We start from the raw sequence: 26681 nt of genomic DNA on the forward strand, positions 1-26681 counted from the left end.
CCCCTGTTTTTGCAATTAACTTCCGCTATTAAGCGTAGCTTTAAATTGTAAATTTGCGAGTTTATTTACGAGAGTTTTGCGTTCAGTCTGAACTGTGCGAAAGTAAAAGCCTTGTAGAATAGTGTGGCAAAGAGGGGAAAAATGGCACTTTTAGGTAATATTCTTTGGTTTGTCTTCGGTGGCTTTGTGATGGGCCTTGGTTGGTGGCTCGCTGGCTTGATCGCGCTTATCTCTATCATTGGTATTCCGTGGGCCAAGGCTTGCTTTGTCATCGGTCGCTTTGCTTTTTTCCCGTTTGGCTATGAAGCCATGAGTCGCCGCGATTTAAATTTAAAAGGTGATATTGGTACCAGTGCTTTCGGTACCCTTGGCAATATCCTATGGTTGATCTTTTTTGGTTGGTGGCTGGCGATTGGTCATATAATGGCAGCAATAGGTCTGTTTATTATTATTATCGGTATTCCCTTTGGTATTCAGCATTTAAAATTGGCGGTGATGGCACTGTTTCCAATTGGCCAAACCATTGTACCGAAAGACATGGCGCAGGCAGCACGGCAGCGAAATGCACAAGCCTATTTTGACAATCTTAAAAACAAATAATAAGCGAGACGCACTATGACGTGGATGATTTATGGAGCTTACGGGTATACCGGCGAACTCGTCGCTCAATATGCGAAAGAGCGTGGCGAACAACCGTTGCTCGCAGGTCGCAACGAAACGAAGCTCAAAGCAATTGCAGATCGTCTTGAGCTGCCGTATCGCGTGGTTGATTTAAATGACAAGCAAGGCTTAACGGCGGCATTAAAGGATGTCGAATTGGTGGTGCATTGTGCTGGCCCCTTCGAAGTCACAGCGCAACCAATGATCGATGCCTGTCTGCAAACGCAAACCCATTACCTTGATATCACGGGTGAGTTGGCGGTCTTCGAGTTGGCCCACAGCCACGGCGGTGATGCGAAAAAAGCTGGCGTGGTGCTCTGCCCAGGTGTTGGTTTCGATGTGATCCCAACGGATAGTGTTGCGGCGCAACTGAAACAAAAATTGCCGGACGCGACCGCTTTGAAGTTGGGCTTTGAGTCGTTATCGCGCATGAGTCGCGGCACTGCTAAAACCAGCGTACGGCGCTTAGGCGAAGGTGGCGCGGTGCGGCGCGGTGGCACTATTGTGAATGTCCCTTTGGCGTACCGGACTCAACGCGTTGATTTTGGTAACGGTGAGAAGCTAGCGATGACCATCCCGTGGGGCGATGTCTCAACGGCGTTTTACACTACTGGAATTCCGGATATTGAAGTTTATATTCCAGCGTCACCGAATTTGGTGAAACGTTTAAAGCGCATGAATTACTTCCGTTGGCTACTGCGTTTTAACTGGGTGAAGAACATGCTTGAGAAGAAAATTGAGCAGCAACCCGCAGGACCGAATGAAGAGCAGCTTGAAAAAGCGATTACCTATGTTTGGGGTGAGGCGCGTAACGCCGAAGGCAAGGTTGTGACCGTGCGCGAAAAAGTGATGAATGGCTATAAGCTCACCAGCCGCGGCGCAGTCGATGTGGCACTTCATGTTATCGCCAATAAACCCGAGGGTGGTTATTTTACGCCGGCAAATTTATGCGGTGCTGAGCTTATTGATCGTTACCGTATCAAAGATTAAGTGGAGTTATCGATGTCTCGTATTAGCTTTGGGTTTCTAGTGCTTGCCAGTCTGCTCGCGGCGCCAGTGTTTGCGCAGGCAACCGAGCGTCCGAATGAAGAGGGGCTAACGACCGAGGAGTTTACTCGCGAGGACTTGGTCAGTCGGTTTTGGGAGTTGGACGAAGCGCACAAACGCGGTATTTTCCAATTACGCACTTACAAGCCGAATTTCATTTTGCCGATACATCATACGTCATCGATTAATACGCAACCGAACTCACCGACGCGTGGCCCCTCTGATCCACTGGATAGCTACAAGCCAAATGAAGTGAAGCTACAGATTTCGTTACGCACTAAGATTTGGGAGGATTTATTGCTACCTAACGCTGATTTGTGGGTGTCGTACACGCAAACTTCGCTGTGGCAAGCATGGAACTCAGACGAATCTTCGCCGTTTCGCAGTACCAACTACAATCCCGACGTGTTCTACATTGTGCCTTGGTTTAAGGACTTTGATCCCATTCCTGGGCCTGCCGAAATACGTTTTACCAAAGTCGGCTTTGCGCACGAGTCGAACGGACAAACCAAACCCGACTCACGCAGTTGGAACTACTTTCACTTCGGTGGTGTAATACAATGGGGTGACGTGGTGTGGGAGACAACGTGGAAACAACGAGTCAATGAAACTGGCGACGATGACGATAACCCTGATTTAGTGCGTTTTCGCGGCAACTTTGAAAATCGCTTCTCGTGGGTTGCAAACTTAAGCACCTTCACGTTAACGCGGGTGACGCGCGAGCTTTCTTGGGACCGCGGTTCATGGCAGCTGGATTTTACCCACCCAGTGAACAGCAACAAGCCTGACGGTTTGCGCTTTTACGTGCAATTCTTCTCGGGCTACGGCGAGACTTTGCTCGACTATAATCATCGCCAAAACCGTATCGGTATCGGCTTCTTGCTACTGAATATTTAAGGCGCTCGGATGACAGATAACTACTTGCTAAAGCTGTATCACAAGACCTTACGCTACCCCTTCGGTCGCCAGCTTTTTTCGGCCATGTTTGCGCGCAAAGCACCCTATTTTCGCAGTATCAAACCCTTGATCACTGAACTGCGGCCGAATTTCTGCGAATTACGGTTTAACAAACGCAAAGCGGTCGAGAACCATATTGGCACTGTACATGCGATTGCACTGTGTAATGGTCTCGAAATGGCGATGGGTGCGCTCGCTGAAGCGAGCATTCCTAAGCATCTGCGCTGGATTCCTAAGGGAATGACGGTAAACTACACCGCCAAAGCAGATAGTGATATTCGTATTACCGCCACAACATCTGAAGACGCCTGGCAAATCGGTGATCTAGCCGTGCAAGTCAAAGGCTATCGGGCTGATGGCACCGTGGTTATCGACGGCACCATTACTATCTATATTTCAGCGAAGCCGAACAAGGATTAAACTAATGAGTCAACTACCAGCCTGCCCCAAATGCGAATCGCCATACACTTATGAAGACGGCGTCATGCTGGTATGCCCTGAATGTGGTCATGAATGGTCATTGAATGAGCCTGCGGATGCTGTGGCAAATGTGTATCGAGATGCCAATGGCAATGAGTTGCAAGACGGTGACACGGTTACGGTTATCAAAGATCTAAAAGTAAAGGGCTCATCGCTAGTGGTAAAAGTAGGTACCAAAGTGAAAAACATTCGTTTAACTGACGAAGGTGATCACGACATCGACTGCAAAATCGATGGTATCGGACCGATGAAACTGAAAACAGAATTCGTTAAGAAGGCTTAATCGAGCAATTCGAGCAGATGTTTTTCGATGGCGAACACGTGATCGTCATGTTCTTGCAAGTCTCGTAACGAGGCCGCAAGTTTCAGTAAATACTCGCTATTGGGGCCGCTTGGCCCCTCCGAGCGCGCAATGTGTCTGGCAATTTCCGGTTCGCTCGCAGGACCTAAATAGGCTTCGTTATCAGGTCCCGCAACGTAAACCAAACCCTCTACCGATCCGCTGCCATCAAGCCATTCAAACTCGGTGAAAAAGCGCAAATAACCATTTTTCTCACGGTGATCAAGGTGTTCAAAGACATCGGTGGTGACTTCGTAAGCCATGCCGGCACAAATGGCATCTGGTGCTTCAATAAGCGTTGCCACTCGCCCCGGAGCTTCAGGTGTGCCGCGATGATCGTGTGAGCCCTGCCAAAAACGCCGTTGCCATCCATGAATGCGTGCGGGGCGACGCTGCAAATAGGGAAAGTCGGTTTTATAAATCAGCGAGCCGTAGCCAAACAACCACACTGAATCAAGGTGATCGAGCGGTTGGCGTTGCTGATTCAATAAAATAGTATCGTGTGACATGTCTGTATGTTACCAAAGTCGTTATCGACTTGCATAAATAAGACAACGGCTTAGCTACGCAAATCCCCCAGTATTCTGCTATACCTGATCGTGCGCTATTCATGTATAGGAAGTCTATGCTCTCATTCGCGAACGGGCTCGATAAAATTGCTATCGGTTTACTCGGTGCGCTGCTATTTATGGCTGCTCCGGTGTCGGCGCAAACGATAGTCCGAGTTGGTGTCTACGATAATCCGCCGAAGCTAACAGTCGACGAAAATAATCAAATTTCCGGGATTTTCGGCGAAATTATGCTGGAAATGGCCGATCGTGAAGACTGGGAGATTAAACCCGTGCGCTGTGACTGGAGTCAGTGCTTAGCGCTGTTGCAGCGTGGTGATATCGATTTAATGCCTGATGTTGCTCGGACTGACGCGCGCGATCGTGATTTTTTGTTTCATCAAGTGCCAGTGCTGCATAGTTGGTCACAGCTTTACACTCTCAACACCCCAAATGTTACTAGCTTGCTCGAGCTCGATGGCTTAAGAGTTGCTGTATTGCGTGACTCTGTGCAACGAGACTATCTGCGTAACATGGTCGATAACTTTGGGATCAATGTGCGCTTTATCGAGGTCGGTTCATTCGACGAAGGATTTGCTGCGGTGCTGGCAGCGCGTGCCGATATGGTGGCGGTGAACCATCTTTATGGTGAACAGCGCTCGCGGGAGTTGGGAATGACGGCGACGCCCGTGATGTTCCAGCCAAGTCGTTTATACATAGCTGGTGCGCCAAATGCCAAGGCACGGGAATTGTTGCAGCGATTGGATCGTTGGTTGGCGGATTGGCGTGCCGATCCCGCCTCACCTTACCAAGAGATTATGAAAAAGTGGGGGGTCTACGCGCCGGATCGGCAAACGGAATTAGCGGTCTGGCTGTTACCATCGCTGATAGCTTTGTTGTTATTCGCGATCTTAGGTGTCGCAACTTTGCGAGCACAGGTTAAGAAGAAGTCGCGCGCACTGCTCGAAACAGAGCAACGCTCGAACATCATTCTTAGTTCTGTAGAAGCTTATATTTTCGTCAAAGACGTTGACCTTAAATACCGCTATGCCAACAAGCACGTGTGTGATTTATTCGGTGTCACGGCGACATCGATCGTTGGCAAATCGGATTTTGATTTATTTGATGAAACGACAGCGGAGAATATTCGGGAAAATGATATTCGCGTTATCGAGCGTGGTGAACGCGTCGTCGACGAAGAAACCAATCGATTACCAAACGGCAAGGAGCGTCAATTCCTGTCGGTTAAGATCCCATTGCGTGATGCAGACGATGTAATTTACGGACTCTGCGGTATTTCCACTGATATTACTGAGCATCTACAGGTGCAAGAGCAGCTGAATCAGCTAGCTTACTACGATGCCATAACCGGACTTGCCAATCGTAAGTTACTGATGCAACAACTGGAGCATGCGGTGGCCAGCTCCCGCCGAACTGGCTATGAAGGTGCAGTACTTGCTATCGATTTGATTGATTTTACGCTCATCAACGATAGTCTCGGTCACGCTGTGGGTGATAAGTTACTGCGCACTATCGCAGAACGTATCCAAAATCTGATTGATGAAACAGATTGCGCGGCACGGCTGGGTTCGGACGATTTTGTAGTGGTTCTAGAAGACTTAGGGCGTGATCGTAATGAAGCAATACTCTCTGCTCGACGTCTCGCCGCTGAGTTGATCAGGCACATTGCATTGCCGTTGGATTTAGTGACTCGTATGCATAGTACCGCAGCCTGTATTGGTATCAGCATGTTTTCCGATACCGATCTCGGTGCAGCCGAGTTGATTAAGAATGCGGACCTAGCGCTGACCGAAGCGAAGAGCCAGGGTGCAAATAGCGTGCGCTTATTTAACCCCGATATGCAAATCTCTATCAGCCGTCGTTTACATCTTGAGTCGGCGTTGCGGCGCGCAATTGACGAGCGAAAATTTGAGCTCTATTTACAACCACAAGTCGATGCGACACAGCGCATCACTGGTGGTGAGTTGCTGCTACGTTGGCATGACGCTGAATTTGGTCAAGTGCCGCCGAACGAATTCATTCCGGTGGCGGAGAGTAGTGGGTTAATTGTGCCGCTTGGGAATTGGGTGATTGAACAGGCATGTATGGTGTTACAACAGTGGTCGCAGCAACCGCAACTACAAGAGTTACAGCTCGCTATTAACATCAGTCCACGCCAGTTCCGTCAGTCGCAGTTTGTCGATTACGTTGCTTCCTGTCTTGAGCGTTATCAGGTGCCAGTCGGCAAACTTGAGTTGGAGATAACCGAGAATATGTTGATTGAGAATGTCGAGCTTACTATTGAGCGGATGTCGCGCTTAGGACGCCTTGGTGTTCGCTTCTCTTTAGATGATTTTGGCACCGGCTATGCCTCGCTCGCCTATTTGAAACGCTTACCCATTTATCAGCTCAAAATCGATCAATCTTTTGTGCGTGATGTACTGACCGACAGCAACGATGCGGTCATCATCGAAACCATTGTCGGGCTTGGTGATAGCCTTAGCTTAGAGGTCATTGCCGAAGGTGTTGAAACGGCAGCGCAAGCACACGCTTTAGGTGAGCTTGGCTGCAACAAATTTCAAGGCTTTTATTTCGGGCGGCCGCAACCTGTTGCCACTTGGGTGGAGCAGTTTGAGCGCTCGCTCACGGTATCGACCACAAGCGACTAGTTCGCTTGTGGTTACATCCAGCGGCGGTGTTTTTGACCGATTTCGCTCACCCAATCTTGTTGTAACTGCTGCCCTTGCTCAGCAGGTAGATAACGAATCGATTCTGCGCCAGCGGCGGTATAAAGGAGTAGATGAGAGAAGCCTAACAATCTTAGCCATGGACCTTGCACAACATCAATTTGCTGCACTTTGTGACGTGGGTACCAGTTCTCGTTACGACTGAAAATGCCGCGTTTAACCACAAACCATTGCTCACTGGGATCCGTGCTGCTGGTCACAAAGCTATAGCCGTAGTTGCGCCAGCTCAGCACCACTAAGGTCTGAACGATAAGCCACAGCGCCACGCTACCAAGCAGTCCCCAGACGCCGAGTTCGGCGGCAAAATAGAGGATTGCAGCGCCAATTGGAAATAGCACTGCAAGCCAGAGGCTCGGCCCGAGCAACGCCAGGTTGGATAAGCGTTGCCAATGCACTTGATCGGCTTGCGGCAGGCGTAAGCGGCGACGAAATTCGTGCAGAAAGCTGCCATCGACGACAGGTAAATGAAACTGTTGCCCACCGGCTTGACCACCCGCTTGTGGCGCCACGGGGCGCAACTGACTGACGCGAACACTAGCACGTTTGAGTAAACGGGCACGCAAATTGCGCCGCACAAATACGGCCTGCAATTTGGGATAACGAAAACTCAAGGTGCGAATCGACAGGGCGCCGGAGCGCGCTTGAAAGCGATCGCCGTGCAGGGTCAGGGTCAGATCATGATAGGTCAGCAGGCTGACCACAATCGCCGCGACAAAGAGCAAAGCCAGTACTCCTACCACGGCAGCCGCGGTGAGTAACCATGCCTGCTCGGTGTTGAGCCAGCCTAGGTTAGCCTCAACCCAAGGCACCACATAGTCTTCGAGCAAATCAAGTTGTGACATGGGATACGCGAGCACGGCGAGCAGCACGAATAATTTGTTATCGATGATGCCGGCGCGAATAATCTCGCTGGTCGGAAAGCTTTTTTGTAAATCTACCTCAGGCTCGGCCGAGCTAGTTGCTTGCTCAGTTGTTGGCTTGGTGGTTTGCGCCAACATGCGCTGGCGTAATTCGGTCGCCAAGGCCATGGTAAGCCCCGGGATTTGCACTTCTTTGCCGGCGGCACCGGCACTATCAACGCTTAAAATCGTGAGTTTGAACGGCCGAAAATACCAAGCTTCGTGGACCTCGGCTTGTTGGATGCGCTCGTATTTGAGGGTCAAATGCTGCCGATTGAAAACGCCACTACGTACGTGCACGGCGTCGTCGTCAATCGCGTACAAAAAGAAACGTTGATTCAGAATGGCACTGACGATCACCCAGAGTATGTAAACACTGACTAAGGCAATTGGGATCCAAATGGAGTTCTTGCCACCGACAAAAATCGCCGCGAACACCGGCACTAGGTTGGAAAAATTGCTCACCAGCTGTTTTAGTTGTTTCAGTAGGAAAAAAGCGATGGTGATCAGCGGCGTGCGTTGCCAGTTTAAATCAGCCATTGGTGTCGGCTTCCGCTTCGTCTGGCTCATTGACAATGGTCGTCAGCAATTCGGCTTTCAGTTGCATCGCCAGTTCGGGCTCGAGCCCCGGAATCGTCAAGTCAGCCCCACCGCTGCCAGCAGTGTACATGGCTAAACGTGCAATATTGAACAGTCGTTCCAACGCCGACTGTTTAAATTCCACGTGTTGAATGCGATTCAATGGCACGGCGCGGATTTTACGAAACAGCGCGCCACGTTTCAGGTGCATACCTTCGTGGGTGCGCGCCCAAGCGGTGAACTGAAAGCGTCGAGCCGCAAAGAACAGGCTGAAAAATAATGTGAAAGCCAGCCAAATTAAGGCGGCTACCCAAATGGGCACCACTTCTTGTGGATAGATGCCAGTGGCATAGCCAATGCCGATGAGCACGGCGAAAAACAGCATGGTAAGGAGTGAGCGCACCTGCAAATAAGTGCGATAGCGGCGTTCTGGAGCTTGCCAAGCAATAGCCATCTGATCAGTTCCCTGCTTGAATTCGTAAAAAGAATCACCATTAAACTAGATACACACGCAAAATAACAGGAGGAAGCCCATGAAAATTTTGATGGTTTTGACGTCGCACGACCAATTAGGTGATAGCGGACATAAAACCGGATTCTGGGCCGAAGAATTTGCAGCACCTTATTATCTCTTTAAAGATGCTGGCGCCGAGATCACGTTAGCGTCGCCCCACGGTGGTCAACCACCGATTGACCCTAATAGTGAACAAGCTGATGCACAAACCAATGCAACGGTGCGTTTATACGAAGATGAAGACGCCATGGGGCAGCTCGCTACCACGTTGAAGCTGACTGAAGTCAAGGCGGATGATTTCGATGCCATTTTCTATCCGGGCGGCCATGGTCCACTATGGGACTTGGTTAACAACGAACTCTCGTTGCAGCTGATTGAAAAGTTCTGGCGTCAAGGCAAGCCAGTAGCAGCGGTCTGCCATGCTCCAGCAGTATTGGTAAACGCCAAAGATCAGCACGGTGAAAGCTTAGTCAAAGGCCGCAAAGTCAGTGGCTTTACCAATAGTGAAGAAGCGGCTGTCGGACTCACTGAAGTGGTGCCTTTCTTACTCGAAGACAAGCTGAAAAGTTTGGGTGCCGACTACCAGAAAGTCGATGATTGGGCACCACTGGCAGTGGTCGATGGCCAGTTAATCACCGGCCAAAACCCAGCATCTTCCGAGAAAGTCGCGCGCGAATTGCTTACCAAGCTAAGTTAAAACGCACGCCTGCTTGTAGTTCGCGCCCGACACCTGGTTCGAAGGCGCGGCCACTCCCCTGATTCACCACAACCGAGCCGACGTAATCACGATCGGTGAGGTTGTGGATTTTGAGCCAAGGAGCGATTTGCCATTGCTCCCATTGCAGTTGTTGTTGCCACGCAAGGTGCCACAGCACATGCGAGGGCGCAAACACTTCATTGGCATCGTTTGCGGCAACCTCACCGCGATATTCACTCACCAACTGCACCCGCTGCTGAGCGCTTGGTAGCCACTGCAGTTGCCAATACGCTTGTTGTTTCGCAACCCCCGGCAAACGAGCGTCATTACTGTAGGTCGCATCGGTGTAGGTGGCGCTGAAACGCGAGAGCCATTGTTCACTTAGCTCTCCTTGAAAGGCAAATTCAACCCCTCGGCGCGCCGTTTGCTCGGCATTGACGTAGGTCGTACGCCCATCATTGTTCTGATCGACGACGATCTCATTTGCCGTATCGATGTGAAAGTAAGTCAATTCGCCCTGCCATTGCGCGAGTTGCCATTTCGCCCCGAACTCCCACTGCTGGTTGGTCGCTGGGCCAAGGTCGGTATTTAAGCCGGTACCGTCATTGCGATAAGCAAGCTCAGTTAAGGTCGGCGTTTCAAAACCATTGCCACGGCTAGCATAAAGCGACCAAGTGTCGTTCAGTGCATAACTGATGCCGAGCATCCAGCTCCACTGCTGCATAGTGGCAGCACCACTGTCGTCTGGGTTCTCAGGAATCACGAAATAGTCGTCGACGGCAAACTCGCTGCGTTGATAGCGCGCGCCACTCAGCAACTGCCATTGATCATCCAGCTGCCATTGCACGAGGCCATAAGCTGATTGGGTTTGCACTTGCCCGTCATCATTACGACGCACCTCGCCCCGTTCGCCAAAGTCATTAACGTAGCCGAAGCGGCGATCATTTTGTTCTGCGAGCTGCAGGCCTGAGCTGAACGTGACCTCAGGCAGTTGGGTGAGCGCAACATGGTAGTTAGCATCGAGGCCGGTGAAATCACGGCGCAAATCAATCACCGCACCATCGCCATTCAAATCGCCGCCCGGAAATGGCAAATATTGCTCAACATCGCGCCAGCCGCGCCACGCAGTCACGTCAACAGAACCGTTGTCGAGTTGATGCTCAAGACTTGCCGACGCTTGCTGATGATGAATTCGCTTACGGGTGTTGAAAGTCACTGCCCGTTCTACGGTTTGCGTGGGATTTTCACGCCACGCTGCCGGTGTTAACGAGCTGGGATCTTGTAGCAGCGGTGCATTGTTATTATCAAAACGCACCACCAACCGCGTCTCTGTTGTTAGCTGCGAGTACCAGCGTGCGGCCACTTGATGGCGCTCAGCACTGTTATGCGGCCGTGGACCATCAGTATTGAAAGTCGCTGCAGCGAAACGTAGCGCTTGATCGCTAGCGACCCAATCTTGTTGCACAAAGGCACGACGTAAGTCATTGGCGCCACCGATCAGATCGATTGTTGTTGCGGTCTGGCTAGGAGTGCGGCTGCGCCAGTGAATGACACCGCCGGCGGCATTGCCGTAAATAGCTGCCAAAGGTCCGCGGATCACCTGCACATTATCAGCTTCATCCAGCAAAATACTTGAGGTTTGCGCTTGTCCGTCAGGCATGCTCAACGGCACGCCATCGAGGCGCAACAACACACCGCGCACTCCAAAGGCTGAGCGCGCACCGAAACCGCGCAAGGTGATACGCGTGTCTTGTGCATAGTTGGCACGCGAATCGCTCTGGACTCCGGCGATACCCGCGAGTAATTCTGCGGCATCAATCCGTGGCCCGGGTAATTGTGCATCGGTGTCGAGGTTAGTGACTGCGGCGGGAGTCGAACGTGCCGCGACATCTCGTGTCGCGGTGATTTCAATGCGTTCAACATTAGCGTCCATACTGACGCTTGCCATGACGGCAAGCGCCAACTGCGATGGGAGTAACATAGGCTTAATCGTCGGCGTTGCTGATGCGAATTAAGCTACCATTGCGATCGTCAATGACCACATAGATAGCACCGTCAGGACCTTGTTCGATGTCCCGAACCCGTTGGCCAATGGCGTCTTTGAAAAGCGGCTCTTCATGCATGACACGATCGCCGTGCAAATCGAGACGTGCAACATGTGTACCGCGCAGCGCGCCGACGAAAACATCGCCCTGCCAAGCTGGAAATTGGTCGCCGGTATAGAAAATCATGTTCGATGTCGCAATCGAAGGAACCCAGTAGTAGTGCGGTTGCACTGTACCTTCAACATGGGTTTTGTCGCTGATGATACTACCGTCGTAATCAACGCCGTAGGTGGCTACCGGCCAGCCGTAGTTAGCACCAGCCTCAGGAATATTGATTTCATCGCCACCTTTTGGGCCATGCTCAACGGTCCACAATTTTCCGGTTTCAGGATGAATTGCCGCGCCTTGCACATTGCGATGGCCATAAGACCAAATTTCGGGCAGTGCATCAGCTTGACCGACAAAAGGGTTGTCTTCTGGCACCGAACCGTCAGGCCAAATGCGCACCACTTTACCGTGATGGTTATCAAGGGTTTGCGCATCATCCATGGCGGAATAACGGTCGCCTAGCGTGACAAACAAATAGCCCTCTGGCGAGAATACGAGACGCGAACCAAAGTGCGCTCCGCTCTCATATTTGGGTGCACCACGGAAAATGACTTTAACATTGGTGAGCGCGTCGCCCTCAAGTTTACCGCGGGCAACGGCGGTGCTATTGCCGTCACCACCTTCCGGATCAGCTTCTGAATAGCTTAAATAGACCCATTGGTTGTCCGCAAAATTTGGATCGAGCGCAACGTCGAGCAAACCACCTTGGCTCTTATAAACCACATCTGGGACACCGCTAATGGCATCACCGACTTCGCCAGCCATAGTGACACGGCGTAAAGTACCCGACTTTTCGGTGATTAAGGCGTCGCCATTCGGTAAAAAGGCGAGGCCCCATGGAAAGTTAAGCCCTTCGGCAACGGTGGTGATTTCAGCTTTGTGACGCTCAGTGGTGACTTCTTCAGCGTTCGCAGTGGCAGCGAAAGCCAAACCGCAGGCGGCGGCAACGAAAGAGATTTTCAAAGTGTGGTGCAACATATCAGTGCTCCTTGTGAAAAATGTCTACTTAATATAGTCAAAACTTGGATTTGGATGACTTTTTTGCGACTTACTTACTGCAACGTGCGTTCAGGTAACAAATTAGCGATTATTTCTGCCAGTTTGCGGAACGTCTGCCGGCGGTTCGTGGTTGGGCGATAGACTAAGCCGATATCGCGAGCCGCTTGCTGCCCTTTCGGTTGCAAGGCCACCAGATCAGTCCCATTAAGAATGCCACGGTCAACAGCCATTTGTGGAATAAAGGTCGCGCCGAGGCCAGCGTCTGCCATTTGCACCAAGCTATGAAGGCTAGTGGCGGTAAACGGATTGATTTTGCTTGAATCGGCAAGTTCGCAAGCCGATACAGCGTGTCCAGTGAGGCAATGCTCTTTTTCCAGCAAAAAGATCGATTGATCAGGCAGTGCGTTGTATTCAACAGGTTCACTTAAATTTTCTGCTAAGGACTTATGCATCACTAATTTAAAAGGGTCTTTGCCAAGCAAGTAACTCTGGTTACCTTGCAAATCCATTGGTAATGCCAGTATCAATACATCTAAATCGCCGTTACGTAATAAGTTGAGTAATGAAGCTGTGGTGTCTTCACGGATTTGTAAGTGCAAGTTTGGATGTTGTTTTTTTACGACTTTACTCAAGTCGCCCAACAGAAAGGGTGCAATTGTTGGAATGCAGCCCAAGCGCAGTGGGCCTTCCATGGTTTTGCCTTGGCTTTGCGCAAAGTGCAACAGGTCTTCGGTTTCGGTAATGATGCTGCGTGCCTGTTGTACAATTTCTTCGCCAATGCCGGTGAACAAGAAGGACTTATGGTCGCGTTCAATGAGCTGGCACCCCAGTTGCTCTTCCAGATTTTGGATGCCGCTGCTCAAGGTCGACTGACTCACATGACAGGCCTGTGCCGCGCGGTTAAAGTTCTGATGCTCGTGCAACGCAAGTAGATAACTTAAATTTTTGAGGCTAGGTAGCTTACTCATCACATCTCCACACCCAGAAAAGGTTTAATCACATTTTCCGATTACTATAATCCGTTTTATTCGTTTTCACAAATCAACCGAACCCCCTATCATGCTTTTCGTACCGCGGAGGCACCGACGAAGCCTCCACAGTTAAACCTTAATGAGGAGAGAGTTTATGTTAACAGTAGGCGATAAATTACCAGAGTTTTCTGTAGTAGCGGCGAAGCCAGGCTTCAACATGCCGGAAGAAAATGGTGAAAGCGCGTTTGAAACCATCACCAACGAAAGCTTTGCTGGTAAGTGGAAAATCATCTTCTTTTATCCGAAAGATTTCACATTCGTATGCCCAACTGAAATCGTTGAGTTCGCGAAATTGAACGAAGAATTCGCTGACCGCGACGCAGTCGTATTAGGCGGCAGCACAGATAACGAATTCGTGAAATTGGCATGGCGTCGTGAGCACCCAGACCTGAAAAGCTTGAACCAGTACTCATTCGCTGACAACGGTTCATTGGTAGACGGTTTAGGTGTACGTGACAAAGCAGAAAACGTTGCCCTGCGCGCAACTTTCGTTGTCGACCCACACGGCGTAATTCAACACGTGTCAGTCAACAACTTGAACGTAGGTCGTAACCCAGCAGAAATCCTGCGTATTTTGGACGGCTTACAAACTGACGAACTGTGCCCATGTAACCGCGCAGTCGGTGGCGATACCCTGTAAGCGACATCATTTCCCCCACATTGAATGATGTCACTTTGAGTGCCGCTTCGGCGGCACTTTTTTTACCAGAATTTTGAACCGAGGAATTTATGAGCATTGCAGATTACAAACAAGGCTTGGGCGAACACGGTAAAGATACCAAACTGAACTTGTCGAGCATCTTCGGCAATGTTGAGACCTCTGGTATGACCCCGACCCAGTTTTACGGTACTGCGTTGTCACTTGTGTATTCAATTGGCGACGATGAACTGACCGCAGCAGTAACCGCTGAAGCGGAAGGTAAAATTGAAGAAAACGTTGTTGGCGCAGCCAAATTAGCTGCCACTTTAATGGCCATGAACAACGTCTATTATCGCTTTTTGCACCTGAGCAGCGACAAACAGTTCAGCAAAATGCCAGCAGGCTTGCGCATGAACGGCATGGCGAACCCAGGCGTAGATAAAGCAGATTTCGAATTATACTCACTCGCCGTTTCTGCACTAAACGGCTGTGGTATGTGCATCGACTCGCACGTCGGTGTGTTGTTGAAACACAATATTTCAGCACAAGTGATTCAACATTCAATCAAAATGGCAGCCGTGCTGAATGCTGCCGCAACCGCCCGCCGAATCGGTTAAAAAATATTCGGCAAACGTCACATGTTTGTCACAGTCGTACGGTAGATTACCCATCGACTTCCCTGAGATCTGGTTGTTATAACCCCTTTAGCCCGGCTACACGCCGGGCTTTTTTTTGGTTATTCGTTACTCGTTATTCGTTACTCGATACGGCGGGTAGCCCGTAGTTCTGCTACGAGTTAAAACCATTCGTCCCCTCCATTTATTTGCATAGAGCCACTATTTAAGAGATAGAAAATAGACAATCGAGTTAATAGAGGTTATCATTTATGATAACTCGGGTGGAGGGAGCCCATGAGCTGGAAAATTGATTTTTATGATGGCGTTGAGGACCAAATACTCGATATGCCACCAAAAATACAAGCTCGTATGATTAAGCTGATAGAGCTAATGGAAAAGCATGGAGCAAATCTTGGCCCGCCTCATACTGAGTCAATGGGCGACGGATTATTTGAAATCCGGGCGAAAGCCCAGGAAGGCATTGGTAGAGGCTTATTTTGTTACTTGAAAGGTAAGCACATTCATGTGTTACACGTGTTCGTGAAAAAATCTAAAAGGACGCCTAAAAATGAGCTCAACTTAGCTCGAGAAAGGCAGAGAGAGGTGCAAAAATTATGAGCATTCACAAACTAAAACAGCGTGCTTTGCAGAATGCTGATGTAAAGAGCGAATACGACAAGCTTGAGAGTGAATTCAATCTCATTGATCAGTTGCTCACTATGCGAACAAAAGCGGGACTGACTCAAGAGCAGGTCGCTGACAAAATGCACACGCAAAAAAGTAATGTCAGTCGCTTGGAAAAAGGCAATTCTAACCCAAGCTGGTCAACTCTAATCAAGTATGCTCATGCTTGTGGCTTTGAGTTAACGCTTAAAGCACAAAAGATACAATGACCGCATCCACCTTGCCCAATGAAAAGCGAGTAACTAAGCTTTCCCTTACGAATAACGAATAACGAATAACGAATAACGAATAACGAATAACGCCCAAAGGAGTCTCATGCAGATCAATTGCGAACGCCTCAAAGCAAACCTCATCGAACTTTCAAAAATCGGCTACAACGAACACGACCGCGGCATTTATCGGCCGGGTTTTAGCGATGCCGATATGCAGGCGCGACGTTGGTTGCAGGAGCAAGCGCAAGCGGCAGGCTACGACACTTTTATGGATGGTGCGGGTAACGTGTTCTTTGGCCGTGGTGAACTGAATAAACCTGCCATTTTAATGGGCTCGCATATTGATTCAGTGCCTGCGGGAGGTATTTTTGACGGGTCGCTCGGCGTGATGGCGGCGCTAGAAGTGCTGCAGACCATGGATGACCATAATGTGAAGACCGATACGCCGGTGTGGGGAGTCGCCACAGCCGAAGAGGAAGGCCGCTTTGGTGGCATGTTTGGCGCCCAAGCGATGGCCGGCAAACTTAACCCGGATTGGGTGCTGTCGGCGCACGATGCCGACGGCGTGTATTTGAAAGACGCCATGGCAGCGCAAGGTTTCAACGCCATGGATGCGCTGGATGCGGCGTGGCGTCCCGAACAGTTAAAAGCTTATTTAGAACTGCATATTGAGCAGGGGCCGGTGTTGTTCCAAGAAAACCTGCAAATCGGTGTGGTCGATGGCATTTCGGGAGTCTTCAAATGGATAGTGCATCTTAAAGGTAAAGCCGACCATGCGGGCACGGCACCCATGGACATGCGCAGTGACGCATTTATGGGGCTCGCCGACTTTGCGCATGAAATTGAGCGCATCATTGCCGAGAACGGCACCGATAAAACCCGTATTACCGTGGGTAAAGTCGAACTGAAGCCTGGTTATCCGCATACGGTGCCCGGTGAAGCCATTTTCACCATTGTTGGTCGCGATATGGACGAAGCAGTGATGCAGGAAGTCGCAAACGCTTGTCGCAAAACCTTGTCGGCGATTGCCCGTAAACACCGACTGATGTTTGAGTACGAGCAGTCGAGTTGGTTGCCGCCGAAGCCTTGCTCGAAAGCCTTAACCGATCAAATTGAGGCACAAGTGAAACAGATGGGTTACAGCTATTTACGGATGCCGAGCGGTGCTGGTCACGATACCCAATTTTTGTCGGAAATTACCGAAGCTGGGCTGATTTTCATTCCTTCGGTCAATGGTGTTAGCCACGCGCCGGATGAATGGTCACATTGGCACGATGTGGAAAATGGTGCCAATGTGCTGCTACATGCGGCGATGGCACTACTACCAGAAAATGGCAAGTAGAATGCACAGATTGATTGATCTAGCGCACTGATATTTGTCAAAAAAGAAGCGTATAATCCCTTTAGAAATTGTGGAAATAGCTGAGGGCGACGTACGGTTATGGAACAGAAGGTTAAAGTCTTGGCGGCGGATCAGGTTAAGATCCAGCGGCCGAACCCCGATAAAGGCAGCAACGATTACTCACCACGTAACCGTATTTATGTGCGCGATGTGAAAGGTACTTTAGAGTACTTTCGCCGCTCGTTCGGCTTTCTCCTACTCTTCGTATTTGCGGCAATTCCGTGGTTGACGTGGAATGGTGACCAAGCGGTGCTACTCGACATTGGCAATCAACGCTTTCGTATTTTCGGCATGACGTTGTGGCCGCAAGATTTGACTATTCTCGCATGGATTTCGATTGTCGCCGCCTTTGCTCTGTTCTTTGTCACCACATTGTACGGTCGTGTCTGGTGCGGCTTTATGTGTCCACAAACCACGTGGACGTTCATTTTTATGTGGTTCGAGAAGAAGTTCGAAGGTCCGCGTAACAAACGCATAGCGTTAGATAAGCGCCCTTGGGATTTCGACAAATTCTGGCGCAAAACGGCTAAGCATACCTCATGGATTATCGTCGCTCTGTTAACAGCCATGACCTTTGTCGGCTATTTCACCGACATTCGCGATCTTTTCACTGAATTTTGGACTTTTAACGCTGGCTTCTGGGCCATGTTCTCGGTCTTCTTCTTTACTTTCTGTACCTATGGCAACGCCGGTTGGATGCGCGAAATCATGTGTACCCACATGTGTCCGTATGCGCGTTTCCAATCTGCCATGTTCGACAAAGATACGGTCACGGTATCCTACGATCCAGGCCGTGGAGAACCACGTGGACCGCGCTCGAAAAAGACCGACCACAAAGAGAAAGGTCTTGGCGACTGTATCGACTGCAATATGTGCGTGCAGGTCTGCCCGACTGGTATCGATATTCGCAACGGTCTGCAGTACGAGTGTATTAACTGTGGCGCTTGCGTCGATGCCTGTAACGACGTGATGGATAAAATGAATTACCCGCGGGGGCTGATTCGCTTTACCACCGAGCGCAACCTTGAGGGCGGCAAAACCCACAAACTCCGCTTTAAAGCGGTTGGCTATTTTGTCGTCATGATCGCCATGACTGCATTGTTGATTTGGGATATCTCGACGCGCAAGCCATTGGAAGTCGACGTCTTGCGCGACCGCAATCAACTCTACAGCATTAGCATGGAAGGCTGGGTTCAGAACGTTTACACGCTGAAAATTTTGAACAAATCGCAACTACCGCAAACCTTTACCATTCGCGCCGAAGGGTTCGAGCAAACCGAGCTTATGGGCACCACCGAGCTGACTATTGATGGCGGTGCAGTGGCCACAGTGCCGGTGACTTTGGCGGTGTATCCTGATGAAGTGACGCAACGTGTACACGATATTCGTTTTGTGGTGAGTAGCACTGATGGTAGCGTGACTGAACAACACGAAACCAGTTTCCTCTATGAGTAACTCGACGACAGCGGCCAGTGACTTTAGCTTCACTGGCCTCACCCCGGACCTTATCGCCAACGCGCTTGCGAGTGTTGGCGTTGATCCAAGCTCTGGCTTACTCGCGTTAAATAGTTACGAAAACCGCGTGTACCAATTTATGACGGACGATCGGCAGCGCTACGTGGCGAAGTTTTACCGCCCTGCGCGTTGGTCTGACGCGCAGATCCTTGAAGAACATAGCTTTACTGCAGAACTGCAGGCTGAGGAAGTTCCTGCCGTTGCACCGCTAGCGCTTGCGGGTGAAACCCTGCATCACTATGACGGGTATCGCTTCAGCGTGTTTCCGAGTGTCGGCGGACGTGCGGTCGAGCCTGGCGACCTTGACCAGTTAGAGCGCATCGGGCGGCAAATTGGCCGATTGCATGCGGTGGCACAACAAGGTGAGTTCAAACATCGACAGCAATTACGTGCCGACTGGCTGGTTAGTGAGTCGTTGGCCACGCTCAAGCAAACGCCGCTGTTGCCAGACAACCTGCAACAGGCTTTCTGGGCCATAGCGGAGCCTCTTAGTGAACAACTATTGGCTGTAGATTTAAGTCGCTTTGCGCAGCAGCGTTTGCACGGCGACTGTCATTTGGGCAATCTGCTGTTACGTGACGATGAGCTGACCTTTGTCGACTTCGACGACGCGATGACTGGACCTGCAATTCAAGATATGTGGATGTTGTTAGCGGGAGATGACCGGCAACAACGCTTGTTGCAGCTCGATGCGTTGGTTAGCGGCTACGAGGAATTTTGTGAATTCGATACCAATGAGACGGTTTTGATTGAACCCTTGCGCGGATTTCGTATCCTACACTACATGGCATGGTTAGCGCGGCGCTGGCAAGACAGCGCATTTCAGCGCGCGTTTCCGTGGTTTGCGGAGCAGCGCTATTGGGAGCAACAAGTGTTGACCTTGAAAGAACAACTTGCAGCCATGCAAGAAGCTCCGTTAGAGTTACGTCCGAATTTTAATTACTGATTTGCTAAACAGGAAGCAGAACATGAAAAAGTGGTTGTTTGCCCTCGCGGCGTTAATGATGTTCCCAGTGGCTGCCCAGCAGTTCGAAGAAGGCGTGCACTACGAAGTGATCGCTGAAGAAGGCACCGACAAGCCACAAATCACTGAGTTTTTCTCATTTTATTGTGGTGCGTGTTACCGCTTCGAGCCAATTGCCCAAGCGATGGCTGAGCAATACCCAGAAGCTTTTGAGAAACAACATGTGTCGTTTATCAATTACAAAGGCCAAGGGCCAATGATGAACCAAGCCTGGGCATTGGCGCAGCAGCTTGATAAAGAAAAAGAGATCTCGGCGGCCATTTTTCAGCGCAACTTTGCGCAAGGCAACATGATTGGCAGCATGGAAGATTTCGCTGCAATTTTCGCAACCAATGGCGTTGCGGAAGAAGACTTTAAAAAGATGATCAACAGCTTTGCGGTGCGCGGCATGGCCAACAAAATGGACCGCGAGGCCTCTAACTACGGCGTCAACTCAACACCAACGTTCATTATCAATGGCAAGTACCGTTTGTTGACCCAAGGCTTTGCCGACAGCAGTAACTTCGCCGACGACTTTATTGCCGCGGCTGGCTATTTGCTCGAGAAGTAAGCTCGCCAATCACCTTATCTTTGTGCTCCCAGCGCTGGTTCAGCCAGTGCTGGAAGTGCGTTTTGAAACGCTCATCGTTAAAGTAATCGCCAATCAGTTCCGGCTGCATCGGAATCGTTTCAACGTTTACGTAGATATCGCGCAACTGACCACTTAACAACAACCACACCGCTGGGCGTTTATCGCTTGGGTAGACAATAGTGATGTCCAAAATAGCGTCAAACTGATTGCCCATGGTTTGTAGTGTAAACGCCGTCCCACCGGCCTTAGGCGGTAACAGATGCTTGAATGCACTCTGTTTGCGGCGGTGTTTTTCAGGCGTGAATCGCGTACCCTCACAGAAATTAATCACGGTCGTTGGAATATGCCGAAACTTCGCACATTTTTTCTGTGTGGTGGCAATGTCACGTCCCTGCAAATGAGGTTTGCGTGCAATTTGCTCGCGACTGTAGCGCTTCATAAACGGCATATCGAGCGTCCAGCATCCGAGCCCAATAATCGGCACCCAAAACAGTTGCTGCTTGAGGAAGAATCGTGGCATCGGCATGTTGCGCGACGCTAAGTGCATCAACACCAAAATATCCACCCAACTACGGTGGTTACATAAAATCATGTACCACCGATCGCGATGCAATTGTGCGTCTCCCTGAATATGCCAGTGCATCGGTTGCGTCAACCGAAACATCATCGACATCGCGTATCCCCAAACCCGAAACAACGCGTTCGCCACCGTCGATAAGCCCCGCTGCACCACCGGTATCGGTAAAATCAACTTGGGCAACCCCACCACAATCACCAGTAAGCCAATGATCGCCGTAGCAAGCGCACCAAAAGTAAAATTAATCAGAACCCGAAAAGGTGCCAAAAGCAGCGTCAGCATGAACTTGTCCATTTTTATTATGAATAACGCCATCATACGTAAATTGCTGGTGCATGCTCAAGCTGCTTATTAAGCGTTGCGCCCGACGTTATCTACTGGCCGATGAGCGCGGTAGCATCATCGCCGAGATGACCCGCACCGGCAGCTTGTTGCAGGCGCACCAGTACGACGCTTACGGCAATCCAAAGCACAGCAGCAGCGCGCGGTTTCGTTACACCGGGCAAATCCTTATTCCGGGCACAGAGCTTTATTATTACAAAGCACGGGTTTACCATCCAAAGCTAGGCCGTTTTATGCAAACCGACCCCATCGGCTACCAAGACGGCATGAACTGGTATGCTTATGCGGGGAATGACCCGCTGAACCTCGTTGACCCGACGGGGAGATCTTCAGAGGAAGCTAATGTTTGGGCTAAAATGTTTGGGTTTGAAAACTCCATAGAAGCTACAGAAGCTGGTGATGGTTTAGTCGAAGCTACAGCTCTAGCTGTAAATGAGTTAGATAGTAGACTCAGTGTTTCGGCGAGTGGAGCTGCTGGCGTCGGGTTAGGCGTAAGGGCCACTGCAACAGTAGATTCATCAACTATTAAGGGTGAAGGAATAGATTTTTCCGCGGGTTTAACGAGCACTGCTTTTGGTGCGAGAGCTAGCGGCACTCTTAATCTTAGTTTGATAAAGCCGAATGAAAACCCCACTGGTTTAGTAACGTCGACGACAGTCGTCGGTGGAGCTGGAGTAGGTGGAGGGCTCACTGTTCAATGGACGCCTTCATTTGGGTTAACCTTACACGTAGGGGTCGTCGGTGGTGTGAGCATTACCTCAGAAGCTGCTGGTATTAAAACAACGAGCTTCGATTAGGATTGATAGATATGTATTCAACAGAGAATTTAACATTAATTTGGCAACTAATTTCACTCTCGTTACTTCCAATAACAGTTTTATATATGGTTTATTTTAGAAAGATGGTAAAGCTTCTCAAGCTTAGTCATCCTGATGTATATAAAGAGCTTGGTGAGATTGGAATGATTAAGAACAATTCAGTTTCAAACTCAGGTAAATTTATTGGGTTTTTAATTAAAAGGAATTATCAAAGGTTAGATAACAAAGATTTAATTAAGTTAGGAGATGTTTGTCGGCGCTTACTGATTGCTGGTTACATAGTATTTGCTACGGTGTTTATTATGCCCATAATTATCGGGAAATATTATTCCTAGCTTCGACAAATGGTAAGCCCCCAGTTATGATCTCGACTACCTTGTTATCTATCGAAAATAATGATGGTGGTTCAGTAACAAAAGATAATTAAGAAAGAGGCCCCATTTTGACACGGTTTATACTTAATAACGGAGTAAATATTATTAAGAATTCAGGTGACTTTGTTGGACTACCTGAGGGGCGAAGGGCAGCTATCATAAAAGGCTCATGGGAAAATGGATTCGCAGATATTTTAATACGTGAAAAAGTCGATTTACTTTATCTGAACTACTCTTTGGGATGGGAAGGTGAGGACTTAAGCTTTCTTGGTGAATTGCCTAACTTAAGGTGTATAAAAATCATTGCAGGTAAGGTTCGTGGTCTACGCAATATAGAAAACCTAACTGACCTTCAATATTTAAGTATTAGCGCAACCTGCAGAGAAGAGATGGATTTTACCAAACTTCATAGTCTTCAATACTGTTTTTTAGAGTGGTGGATGGGGGCCGCAAGTATTCTCGATTGTGCTGATTTAGATTACTTGTATTTAAATAGCCTAAAGGGAATTGAATTAAATAGGTTGGAATCTCTCAAAAAAGTAAGAACACTTACTATTGGTAACAGTACAATTGATAATCTGAGCTGGATTAAAAGTTTGCCATCCCTAGAGAAGTTAGAGTTAATTAATTGTCCAAGGATTAAAGACTTTGATTCTTTAGCGTCCAGCAAGAGGTTAACGTGGCTTGCGTTGAATGGATGTAAAGGGCTTCTCACAATTGATTTTGTGGTCGAACTTGAGAGATTGGAAATTTTTGTGTTTAGCGACTGCGGAGAAATATCAACGATAGCCCCGTTGGCAAGCGTAAGAAGCTTGAAGGCGGTCTCCTTTTCCGGGAGTACGGTTATCAAAGATGGTGATTTGTCTCCGCTTTTGTCGCTTCCGAAACTAGCGATGTTAAGTTTTACGCGAAGGCGGCATTATTCGCACAAGCTTATTAAACGGTGGAATTGGGAAAACTTTGATAAGCCAGACATACAGTTGTGCGAGCGTTAGTTACACTGAGCTTTCTTGAGAAAGCACAGTATTCAAAGTCAGCCAAGTTTTACATAGCCGGCACGGTTAGCAACAGCGACTACCAAATCCAAGTACCGACGTTGGCGACCGAGTTTTACAAAGTCAACGTGATGAACCAGTACACGGAGGTCGCCAGCGACAGCGCATTCGACTTGCTGTACTACACCCAAGTGGGCAATTTAGCCAACTTTGATGGCTGGAACTATGTTTACGATGCGCATAACCGATTGATAGAAGCCAACGGCCCGAGCACCACGGTGGTGTTGAGCTACGATGCGATAGGCCGACTGACGCGCACTGTACACAACGGTCAGGTTATCGACTACTTGTACGATGGCAATGAACTGGTGGCGGAATACAACAGTGCCGGCAGCTTGTTACGACGCTATGTGCATGGACTGGGTGACGATGACCCAATAATACGTTACGAAGGCGCTGGCACCAGCGCCCGCCGTTACTTGCTGGCCGATGAGCGTAGTAGCATCATCGCCGAGATGACCCGCACCGGCAGCTTGTTGCAGGCGCATCAGTACGACGCTTACGGCAATCCAAAGCACAGCAGCAGCGCGCGGTTTCGTTACACCGGACAAATCCTTATTCCGGGCACCGAGCTTTATTATTACAAAGCACGGGTTTACCATCCAAAGTTAGGCCGGTTTATGCAAACCGACCCCATCGGTTACCAAGACGGCATGAACTGGTATGCTTATGTGGGGAATGACCCGGTTAATGGGACAGATCCCACTGGTATGTATGGTCGTGGTAAAGGCTGGTCAGATGAGGATTGGGCTGCTTTTGATGCTGCACAGAAGGAGGCAGCAAGCGAAATGTCACGCACTGCAACCTCTATGCGTAAAGAGGCTGCTGCACTTGATAATGGTACAACTAATGCGAGCGGGTATGATGCATCTGATTTAAGGTCTATAGCAGATAAGTTAGATTCGGGGGCAGTGGCTTTACGCGATGATGGCTCTGAGGGATATGTGGCTCATGTTGGGAAGGCATCAGTAATGACAGGATATTTCGCTAACGTGGACAAAAGGGGTGGAAAAGTATTAACCGTAGACGTCACACATTTTCAGTTTGGTGGTCCCTTAACGCCTTTTGCAGTCGGACACGAATCGTTACACAGTGCAGGTTTGGAGGATCAGATGGATTTTACTGGAAAGGTCCCAGCTTATCGCTATGGTTCAAATTCCGAAAGCAGAGTCGCATTCCGATATTTATCTAAAAGTAAAAGAGTACTCAACCCTGACCATATTATGTGCATGGTGTATAAATGTTAAAACTCATTTTTCATTTGTTTTTAATTTTCCTCTTTGCCTTTGTATCTGACGTTAACGCTAGCTCATGTGCATATGATAATAAAATGCTCAGAGACAATCTTTTGAAATATAAAGATGGAATCAAAATATATCTTTTTGAGAGAGAGGAAGACTACGGCATATACATCTTCCTTCAGTCTAAAATAGACGGTTATAAGCTCAATGGTGCGTCATTCGAAATAGAGGATAAAGAATCGTCTCAATCTTTTACTTTGATACCCTTAAAAATAGAAAATCACGAGAACAACAAATTAGTCTTATTTTCAGTTGGCAAAGAGCATTTTAACGAATCAAAGGTTATGGTTTTCTATGATAAGTGCGGTTTGGTTATGGAAATACGATTAAACGAACTCGGCCGTGAGCCTTTATCAACTAGAGTCACGATGGGGGAACCCTAGACTCAACCAATAACTACAACACTCAGTTTAGTACTCGAGAGCGTTCGGTTAGCAACAGCGACTACCAAATCCAAGTACCGACGTTGGCGACCGAGTTTTACAAAGTCAACGTGATGAACCAGTACACGGAGGTCGCCAGCGACAGCGCATTTGATATTCTGTCGTACACCCAGGTGGGTAATTTAGCCAACTATGATGGCTGGAACTATGTTTACGATGCGCATAACCGATTGATAGAAGCCAACGGCCCAAGCACCACGGTGGTGTTGAGCTACGATGCGATAGGCCGATTGACCCACACCGGCAGCTTGTTGCAGGCGCATCAGTATGACGCTTACGGCAATCCAAAGCACAGCAGCAGCGCGCGGTTTCGTTACACCGGGCAAATCCTTATTCCGGGCACAGAGCTTTATTATTACAAAGCACGGGTTTACCATCCAAAGCTAGGCCGGTTTATGCAAACCGACCCCATCGGCTACCAAGACGGTATGAACTGGTATGCTTATGTGGGGAATGATCCAGTTAATGGAACAGATCCGACAGGCACATCAGTAGTATTCGCTGATAAAGAAGCTGAACAACAATACAAAGTTGCAAGGGATTATTTGACAAAAAAGTCCTCTGTTGCAGCAAAATTGTTTACAAATGCTGAAAGTTCAAAAACACCCGTAATCGAAATTTCTTTGGGCAATGAGACAATTATGACACCAGCTTCGAGAGAACATAATGCTAAAATTCAGTTTGATCCAAATACAGGTTTTATTTTCGATGGAGGGACGCAAAGTCCTGCAACTGGCTTCGCTCATGAATTAATCCATGTTGAAAACCAGCGCAAGGGAATAGATATGTCTTCGTGAGCAGAGGGTGCGGAGACAATTCGTAGAGAGAACGAGATAAATGTGCAAACAGGTGAAGGGCGCCGGTCGATTCACCGGGAAATAAAGTTTAAGACTCAGCGAGTAACTGGACCATCATGCAGGCCGAGTCACTCAGAAGGAGAGGTTTGTGATTAACTTATTAGCAGTGATTGTGCTGAGCTTAGCTATTACATCAAGCTCTGAGCTGGAAACCGTTGAAATCTATTACAAAGGCTTCTGGTCACATAGTCCTTTTCCTGCGCCCTTAGAAGAGTTAAAGCATGACTATATTCTGTCTGTTCACTCAACGAAAACTTCTGTACCAACTAAATATTTAAGTATATTGACCGACGACTTTCAGCCCATCAAACGAAGAGCGACGAGTGTCGAGTATGTGTTTTACTTTGTCGAAAGAAGTCAAGCTGGAGTTGTTGTTAGAGAGGTTGCAGGTACTCATGATAGCCTCTTCGATTTAACGCATGGAACTTATAAAGAGATTTCTGAAAGCGAAAGAATATTACTCAATAATTACATCAAAGCTGTTAGCAAAGATTCGTCAGACTTTTTACCGTACAAAAATCATGGTTCCTAGTTTTTCCGTATTCGGCGAAGAGCAGCTTTGTTGTAGACTCGAACTTACAACGATTAAGACAATCTC

At 48.9% G+C, this 26681-nt stretch carries 29 protein-coding genes; 22 read left to right on the plus strand and 7 right to left on the minus strand.

All coding sequences use genetic code 11. The features are described from left to right. Positions 1-141: 141 nt before the first annotated feature. From ACJ8W9_RS09440 to ACJ8W9_RS09460, 5 genes are read left to right on the plus strand one after another with little or no spacing between them, the layout of a single operon-like run. Entirely contained in the window at positions 142-600 is a 459-nt protein-coding gene (locus ACJ8W9_RS09440; protein ID WP_034733646.1) for a YccF domain-containing protein, read from the plus strand. Between the two features lie 15 nt (positions 601-615). Continuing rightward, positions 616-1650, plus strand: a complete 1035-nt coding sequence (locus ACJ8W9_RS09445) for a saccharopine dehydrogenase family protein (RefSeq protein ID WP_411359678.1) — start codon at positions 616-618, stop codon at positions 1648-1650. Positions 1651-1662: 12 nt separating this feature from the next. Continuing rightward, positions 1663-2604, plus strand: coding sequence for a phospholipase A (locus ACJ8W9_RS09450; RefSeq protein ID WP_411359677.1), 942 nt, complete (start codon positions 1663-1665; stop codon positions 2602-2604). Positions 2605-2613: 9 nt separating this feature from the next. Next, complete coding sequence (locus ACJ8W9_RS09455) at positions 2614-3084, plus strand: hotdog fold domain-containing protein (RefSeq protein ID WP_411359676.1); 471 nt, start codon at positions 2614-2616, stop codon at positions 3082-3084. 4 nt (positions 3085-3088) lie between these two features. Further along, positions 3089-3427, plus strand: a complete 339-nt coding sequence (locus ACJ8W9_RS09460; RefSeq protein WP_411359675.1) for a zinc ribbon domain-containing protein YjdM — start codon at positions 3089-3091, stop codon at positions 3425-3427. Here ACJ8W9_RS09460 and ACJ8W9_RS09465 read toward each other — a convergent pair. Continuing rightward, positions 3424-3993: a gamma-glutamylcyclotransferase gene (locus ACJ8W9_RS09465; RefSeq protein WP_411359674.1), complete on the minus strand. Its 570-nt coding sequence runs from the start codon at positions 3991-3993 to the stop codon at positions 3424-3426. The two genes, ACJ8W9_RS09460 and ACJ8W9_RS09465, sit on opposite strands and share 4 nt — an antisense overlap. A gap of 116 nt (positions 3994-4109) precedes the next feature. Here ACJ8W9_RS09465 and ACJ8W9_RS09470 point away from each other — a divergent pair, with 116 nt between their 5' ends. Further along, a complete protein-coding gene (locus ACJ8W9_RS09470) occupies positions 4110-6701 on the plus strand; it encodes an EAL domain-containing protein (RefSeq protein ID WP_411359673.1) in 2592 nt (863 codons plus the stop codon). 11 nt (positions 6702-6712) lie between these two features. Here the strand turns inward: ACJ8W9_RS09470 and ACJ8W9_RS09475 are convergent, their stop codons facing one another. Both ACJ8W9_RS09475 and ACJ8W9_RS09480 read right to left on the minus strand, forming a co-directional pair. Next, positions 6713-8218, minus strand: coding sequence for a PH domain-containing protein (locus ACJ8W9_RS09475; RefSeq protein WP_411360917.1), 1506 nt, complete (start codon positions 8216-8218; stop codon positions 6713-6715). After that, positions 8211-8711: a PH domain-containing protein gene (locus ACJ8W9_RS09480; RefSeq protein ID WP_411360918.1), complete on the minus strand. Its 501-nt coding sequence runs from the start codon at positions 8709-8711 to the stop codon at positions 8211-8213. Before ACJ8W9_RS09480 ends, ACJ8W9_RS09475 begins: the two co-directional genes overlap by 8 nt. 79 nt (positions 8712-8790) lie before the next feature. On the opposite strand from ACJ8W9_RS09480, the gene ACJ8W9_RS09485 reads away from it, so the two are divergent. After that, on the plus strand, positions 8791-9468 hold the full coding sequence (locus tag ACJ8W9_RS09485) for a type 1 glutamine amidotransferase domain-containing protein (RefSeq protein ID WP_411360919.1): 678 nt from the start codon (positions 8791-8793) through the stop codon (positions 9466-9468). On the opposite strand, the gene ACJ8W9_RS09490 is transcribed toward ACJ8W9_RS09485, so the two are convergent. From ACJ8W9_RS09490 to ACJ8W9_RS09500, 3 genes are all read right to left on the minus strand, one after another. Continuing rightward, on the minus strand, positions 9452-11449 hold the full coding sequence (locus tag ACJ8W9_RS09490; RefSeq protein WP_411360920.1) for a TonB-dependent receptor family protein: 1998 nt from the start codon (positions 11447-11449) through the stop codon (positions 9452-9454). The two genes, ACJ8W9_RS09485 and ACJ8W9_RS09490, sit on opposite strands and share 17 nt — an antisense overlap. Positions 11450-11453: 4 nt before the next feature. Further along, positions 11454-12599 carry a PQQ-dependent sugar dehydrogenase gene (locus ACJ8W9_RS09495; RefSeq protein ID WP_411359668.1) on the minus strand — a complete coding sequence of 382 codons (1146 nt, stop codon included), beginning with the start codon at positions 12597-12599 and terminating at the stop codon, positions 11454-11456. A 74-nt stretch (positions 12600-12673) separates the two neighbouring features. Next, the gene (locus ACJ8W9_RS09500) at positions 12674-13588 is read right to left on the minus strand and encodes a LysR substrate-binding domain-containing protein (protein WP_411359667.1); all 915 of its coding nucleotides are present in this window, start codon (positions 13586-13588) and stop codon (positions 12674-12676) included. A gap of 157 nt (positions 13589-13745) precedes the next feature. Between ACJ8W9_RS09500 and ACJ8W9_RS09505 the strand changes: the two genes are divergently transcribed. The 8 genes from ACJ8W9_RS09505 (at position 13746) to ACJ8W9_RS09540 (ending at position 20295) form a co-directional block, all read left to right on the plus strand. Then, positions 13746-14291, plus strand: a complete 546-nt coding sequence (locus ACJ8W9_RS09505) for a peroxiredoxin (protein WP_034733673.1) — start codon at positions 13746-13748, stop codon at positions 14289-14291. Positions 14292-14380: 89 nt separating this feature from the next. Beyond that, on the plus strand, positions 14381-14908 hold the full coding sequence (locus ACJ8W9_RS09510) for a carboxymuconolactone decarboxylase family protein (protein WP_411360921.1): 528 nt from the start codon (positions 14381-14383) through the stop codon (positions 14906-14908). A gap of 294 nt (positions 14909-15202) precedes the next feature. Then, positions 15203-15526, plus strand: a complete 324-nt coding sequence (locus ACJ8W9_RS09515) for a type II toxin-antitoxin system RelE/ParE family toxin (protein WP_411360922.1) — start codon at positions 15203-15205, stop codon at positions 15524-15526. Next, entirely contained in the window at positions 15523-15801 is a 279-nt protein-coding gene (locus ACJ8W9_RS09520) for a helix-turn-helix domain-containing protein (protein WP_411359664.1), read from the plus strand. Before ACJ8W9_RS09515 ends, ACJ8W9_RS09520 begins: the two co-directional genes overlap by 4 nt. Before the next feature lie 106 nt (positions 15802-15907). Continuing rightward, positions 15908-17146 (plus strand): Zn-dependent hydrolase, encoded by a 1239-nt coding sequence (locus ACJ8W9_RS09525; protein WP_411360923.1) that lies wholly within the window; start codon positions 15908-15910, stop codon positions 17144-17146. A gap of 99 nt (positions 17147-17245) precedes the next feature. Next, positions 17246-18661: a cytochrome c oxidase accessory protein CcoG gene (gene ccoG, locus ACJ8W9_RS09530; RefSeq protein ID WP_411360924.1), complete on the plus strand. Its 1416-nt coding sequence runs from the start codon at positions 17246-17248 to the stop codon at positions 18659-18661. Then, the gene (locus ACJ8W9_RS09535; protein ID WP_411360925.1) at positions 18654-19667 is read left to right on the plus strand and encodes a serine/threonine protein kinase; all 1014 of its coding nucleotides are present in this window, start codon (positions 18654-18656) and stop codon (positions 19665-19667) included. Before ccoG ends, ACJ8W9_RS09535 begins: the two co-directional genes overlap by 8 nt. 22 nt (positions 19668-19689) lie before the next feature. Further along, positions 19690-20295 carry a thiol:disulfide interchange protein DsbA/DsbL gene (locus tag ACJ8W9_RS09540; RefSeq protein ID WP_034733682.1) on the plus strand — a complete coding sequence of 202 codons (606 nt, stop codon included), beginning with the start codon at positions 19690-19692 and terminating at the stop codon, positions 20293-20295. Here the strand turns inward: ACJ8W9_RS09540 and ACJ8W9_RS09545 are convergent. Next, positions 20261-21175 carry an acyltransferase gene (locus ACJ8W9_RS09545; RefSeq protein ID WP_411360926.1) on the minus strand — a complete coding sequence of 305 codons (915 nt, stop codon included), beginning with the start codon at positions 21173-21175 and terminating at the stop codon, positions 20261-20263. The two genes, ACJ8W9_RS09540 and ACJ8W9_RS09545, sit on opposite strands and share 35 nt — an antisense overlap. A 53-nt stretch (positions 21176-21228) precedes the next feature. Here ACJ8W9_RS09545 and ACJ8W9_RS09550 point away from each other — a divergent pair, with 53 nt between their 5' ends. The 7 genes from ACJ8W9_RS09550 to ACJ8W9_RS09580 all read left to right on the plus strand — a co-directional run bounded on the left by ACJ8W9_RS09550 (position 21229) and on the right by ACJ8W9_RS09580 (position 26615). Continuing rightward, positions 21229-22032 carry an RHS repeat-associated core domain-containing protein gene (locus ACJ8W9_RS09550; RefSeq protein ID WP_411360927.1) on the plus strand — a complete coding sequence of 268 codons (804 nt, stop codon included), beginning with the start codon at positions 21229-21231 and terminating at the stop codon, positions 22030-22032. 11 nt (positions 22033-22043) lie between these two features. After that, positions 22044-22388, plus strand: a complete 345-nt coding sequence (locus tag ACJ8W9_RS09555) for a hypothetical protein (RefSeq protein ID WP_411360928.1) — start codon at positions 22044-22046, stop codon at positions 22386-22388. 107 nt (positions 22389-22495) lie between these two features. Then, the gene (locus ACJ8W9_RS09560) at positions 22496-23422 is read left to right on the plus strand and encodes a hypothetical protein (protein ID WP_411359654.1); all 927 of its coding nucleotides are present in this window, start codon (positions 22496-22498) and stop codon (positions 23420-23422) included. Then, positions 23410-24729 carry an RHS repeat-associated core domain-containing protein gene (locus ACJ8W9_RS09565; RefSeq protein ID WP_411359653.1) on the plus strand — a complete coding sequence of 440 codons (1320 nt, stop codon included), beginning with the start codon at positions 23410-23412 and terminating at the stop codon, positions 24727-24729. The genes ACJ8W9_RS09560 and ACJ8W9_RS09565 overlap by 13 nt, the downstream gene beginning before the upstream one ends. Continuing rightward, entirely contained in the window at positions 24723-25166 is a 444-nt protein-coding gene (locus ACJ8W9_RS09570; RefSeq protein ID WP_411359652.1) for a hypothetical protein, read from the plus strand. The genes ACJ8W9_RS09565 and ACJ8W9_RS09570 overlap by 7 nt, the downstream gene beginning before the upstream one ends. A gap of 113 nt (positions 25167-25279) precedes the next feature. After that, entirely contained in the window at positions 25280-26023 is a 744-nt protein-coding gene (locus ACJ8W9_RS09575) for an RHS repeat-associated core domain-containing protein (RefSeq protein ID WP_411359651.1), read from the plus strand. A gap of 148 nt (positions 26024-26171) precedes the next feature. Continuing rightward, the gene (locus tag ACJ8W9_RS09580) at positions 26172-26615 is read left to right on the plus strand and encodes a hypothetical protein (protein ID WP_411359650.1); all 444 of its coding nucleotides are present in this window, start codon (positions 26172-26174) and stop codon (positions 26613-26615) included. The last annotated feature ends 66 nt before the right edge of the window (positions 26616-26681 follow it).

The sequence above is a fragment of the Pseudidiomarina salilacus genome, assembly GCF_047323925.1.
GTDB lineage: Bacteria > Pseudomonadota > Gammaproteobacteria > Enterobacterales > Alteromonadaceae > Pseudidiomarina > Pseudidiomarina salilacus.

Bases quoted from the DNA above. Each gene is read 5' to 3' on its own strand.
- ACJ8W9_RS09440 (WP_034733646.1), top strand. From the start codon at position 142: ATGGCACTTTTAGGTAATATTCTTTGGTTTGTCTTCGGTGGCTTTGTG.
- ACJ8W9_RS09445 (WP_411359678.1), top strand. From the start codon at position 616: ATGACGTGGATGATTTATGGAGCTTACGGGTATACCGGCGAACTCGTC.
- ACJ8W9_RS09450 (WP_411359677.1), top strand. From the start codon at position 1,663: ATGTCTCGTATTAGCTTTGGGTTTCTAGTGCTTGCCAGTCTGCTCGCG.
- ACJ8W9_RS09455 (WP_411359676.1), top strand. From the start codon at position 2,614: ATGACAGATAACTACTTGCTAAAGCTGTATCACAAGACCTTACGCTAC.
- ACJ8W9_RS09460 (WP_411359675.1), top strand. From the start codon at position 3,089: ATGAGTCAACTACCAGCCTGCCCCAAATGCGAATCGCCATACACTTAT.
- ACJ8W9_RS09465 (WP_411359674.1), bottom strand. From the start codon at position 3,993: ATGTCACACGATACTATTTTATTGAATCAGCAACGCCAACCGCTCGAT.
- ACJ8W9_RS09470 (WP_411359673.1), top strand. From the start codon at position 4,110: ATGCTCTCATTCGCGAACGGGCTCGATAAAATTGCTATCGGTTTACTC.
- ACJ8W9_RS09475 (WP_411360917.1), bottom strand. From the start codon at position 8,218: ATGGCTGATTTAAACTGGCAACGCACGCCGCTGATCACCATCGCTTTT.
- ACJ8W9_RS09480 (WP_411360918.1), bottom strand. From the start codon at position 8,711: ATGGCTATTGCTTGGCAAGCTCCAGAACGCCGCTATCGCACTTATTTG.
- ACJ8W9_RS09485 (WP_411360919.1), top strand. From the start codon at position 8,791: ATGAAAATTTTGATGGTTTTGACGTCGCACGACCAATTAGGTGATAGC.
- ACJ8W9_RS09490 (WP_411360920.1), bottom strand. From the start codon at position 11,449: ATGTTACTCCCATCGCAGTTGGCGCTTGCCGTCATGGCAAGCGTCAGT.
- ACJ8W9_RS09495 (WP_411359668.1), bottom strand. From the start codon at position 12,599: ATGTTGCACCACACTTTGAAAATCTCTTTCGTTGCCGCCGCCTGCGGT.
- ACJ8W9_RS09500 (WP_411359667.1), bottom strand. From the start codon at position 13,588: ATGAGTAAGCTACCTAGCCTCAAAAATTTAAGTTATCTACTTGCGTTG.
- ACJ8W9_RS09505 (WP_034733673.1), top strand. From the start codon at position 13,746: ATGTTAACAGTAGGCGATAAATTACCAGAGTTTTCTGTAGTAGCGGCG.
- ACJ8W9_RS09510 (WP_411360921.1), top strand. From the start codon at position 14,381: ATGAGCATTGCAGATTACAAACAAGGCTTGGGCGAACACGGTAAAGAT.
- ACJ8W9_RS09515 (WP_411360922.1), top strand. From the start codon at position 15,203: ATGAGCTGGAAAATTGATTTTTATGATGGCGTTGAGGACCAAATACTC.
- ACJ8W9_RS09520 (WP_411359664.1), top strand. From the start codon at position 15,523: ATGAGCATTCACAAACTAAAACAGCGTGCTTTGCAGAATGCTGATGTA.
- ACJ8W9_RS09525 (WP_411360923.1), top strand. From the start codon at position 15,908: ATGCAGATCAATTGCGAACGCCTCAAAGCAAACCTCATCGAACTTTCA.
- ccoG (WP_411360924.1), top strand. From the start codon at position 17,246: ATGGAACAGAAGGTTAAAGTCTTGGCGGCGGATCAGGTTAAGATCCAG.
- ACJ8W9_RS09535 (WP_411360925.1), top strand. From the start codon at position 18,654: ATGAGTAACTCGACGACAGCGGCCAGTGACTTTAGCTTCACTGGCCTC.
- ACJ8W9_RS09540 (WP_034733682.1), top strand. From the start codon at position 19,690: ATGAAAAAGTGGTTGTTTGCCCTCGCGGCGTTAATGATGTTCCCAGTG.
- ACJ8W9_RS09545 (WP_411360926.1), bottom strand. From the start codon at position 21,175: ATGCTGACGCTGCTTTTGGCACCTTTTCGGGTTCTGATTAATTTTACT.
- ACJ8W9_RS09550 (WP_411360927.1), top strand. From the start codon at position 21,229: ATGCTCAAGCTGCTTATTAAGCGTTGCGCCCGACGTTATCTACTGGCC.
- ACJ8W9_RS09555 (WP_411360928.1), top strand. From the start codon at position 22,044: ATGTATTCAACAGAGAATTTAACATTAATTTGGCAACTAATTTCACTC.
- ACJ8W9_RS09570 (WP_411359652.1), top strand. From the start codon at position 24,723: ATGTTAAAACTCATTTTTCATTTGTTTTTAATTTTCCTCTTTGCCTTT.
- ACJ8W9_RS09575 (WP_411359651.1), top strand. From the start codon at position 25,280: ATGAACCAGTACACGGAGGTCGCCAGCGACAGCGCATTTGATATTCTG.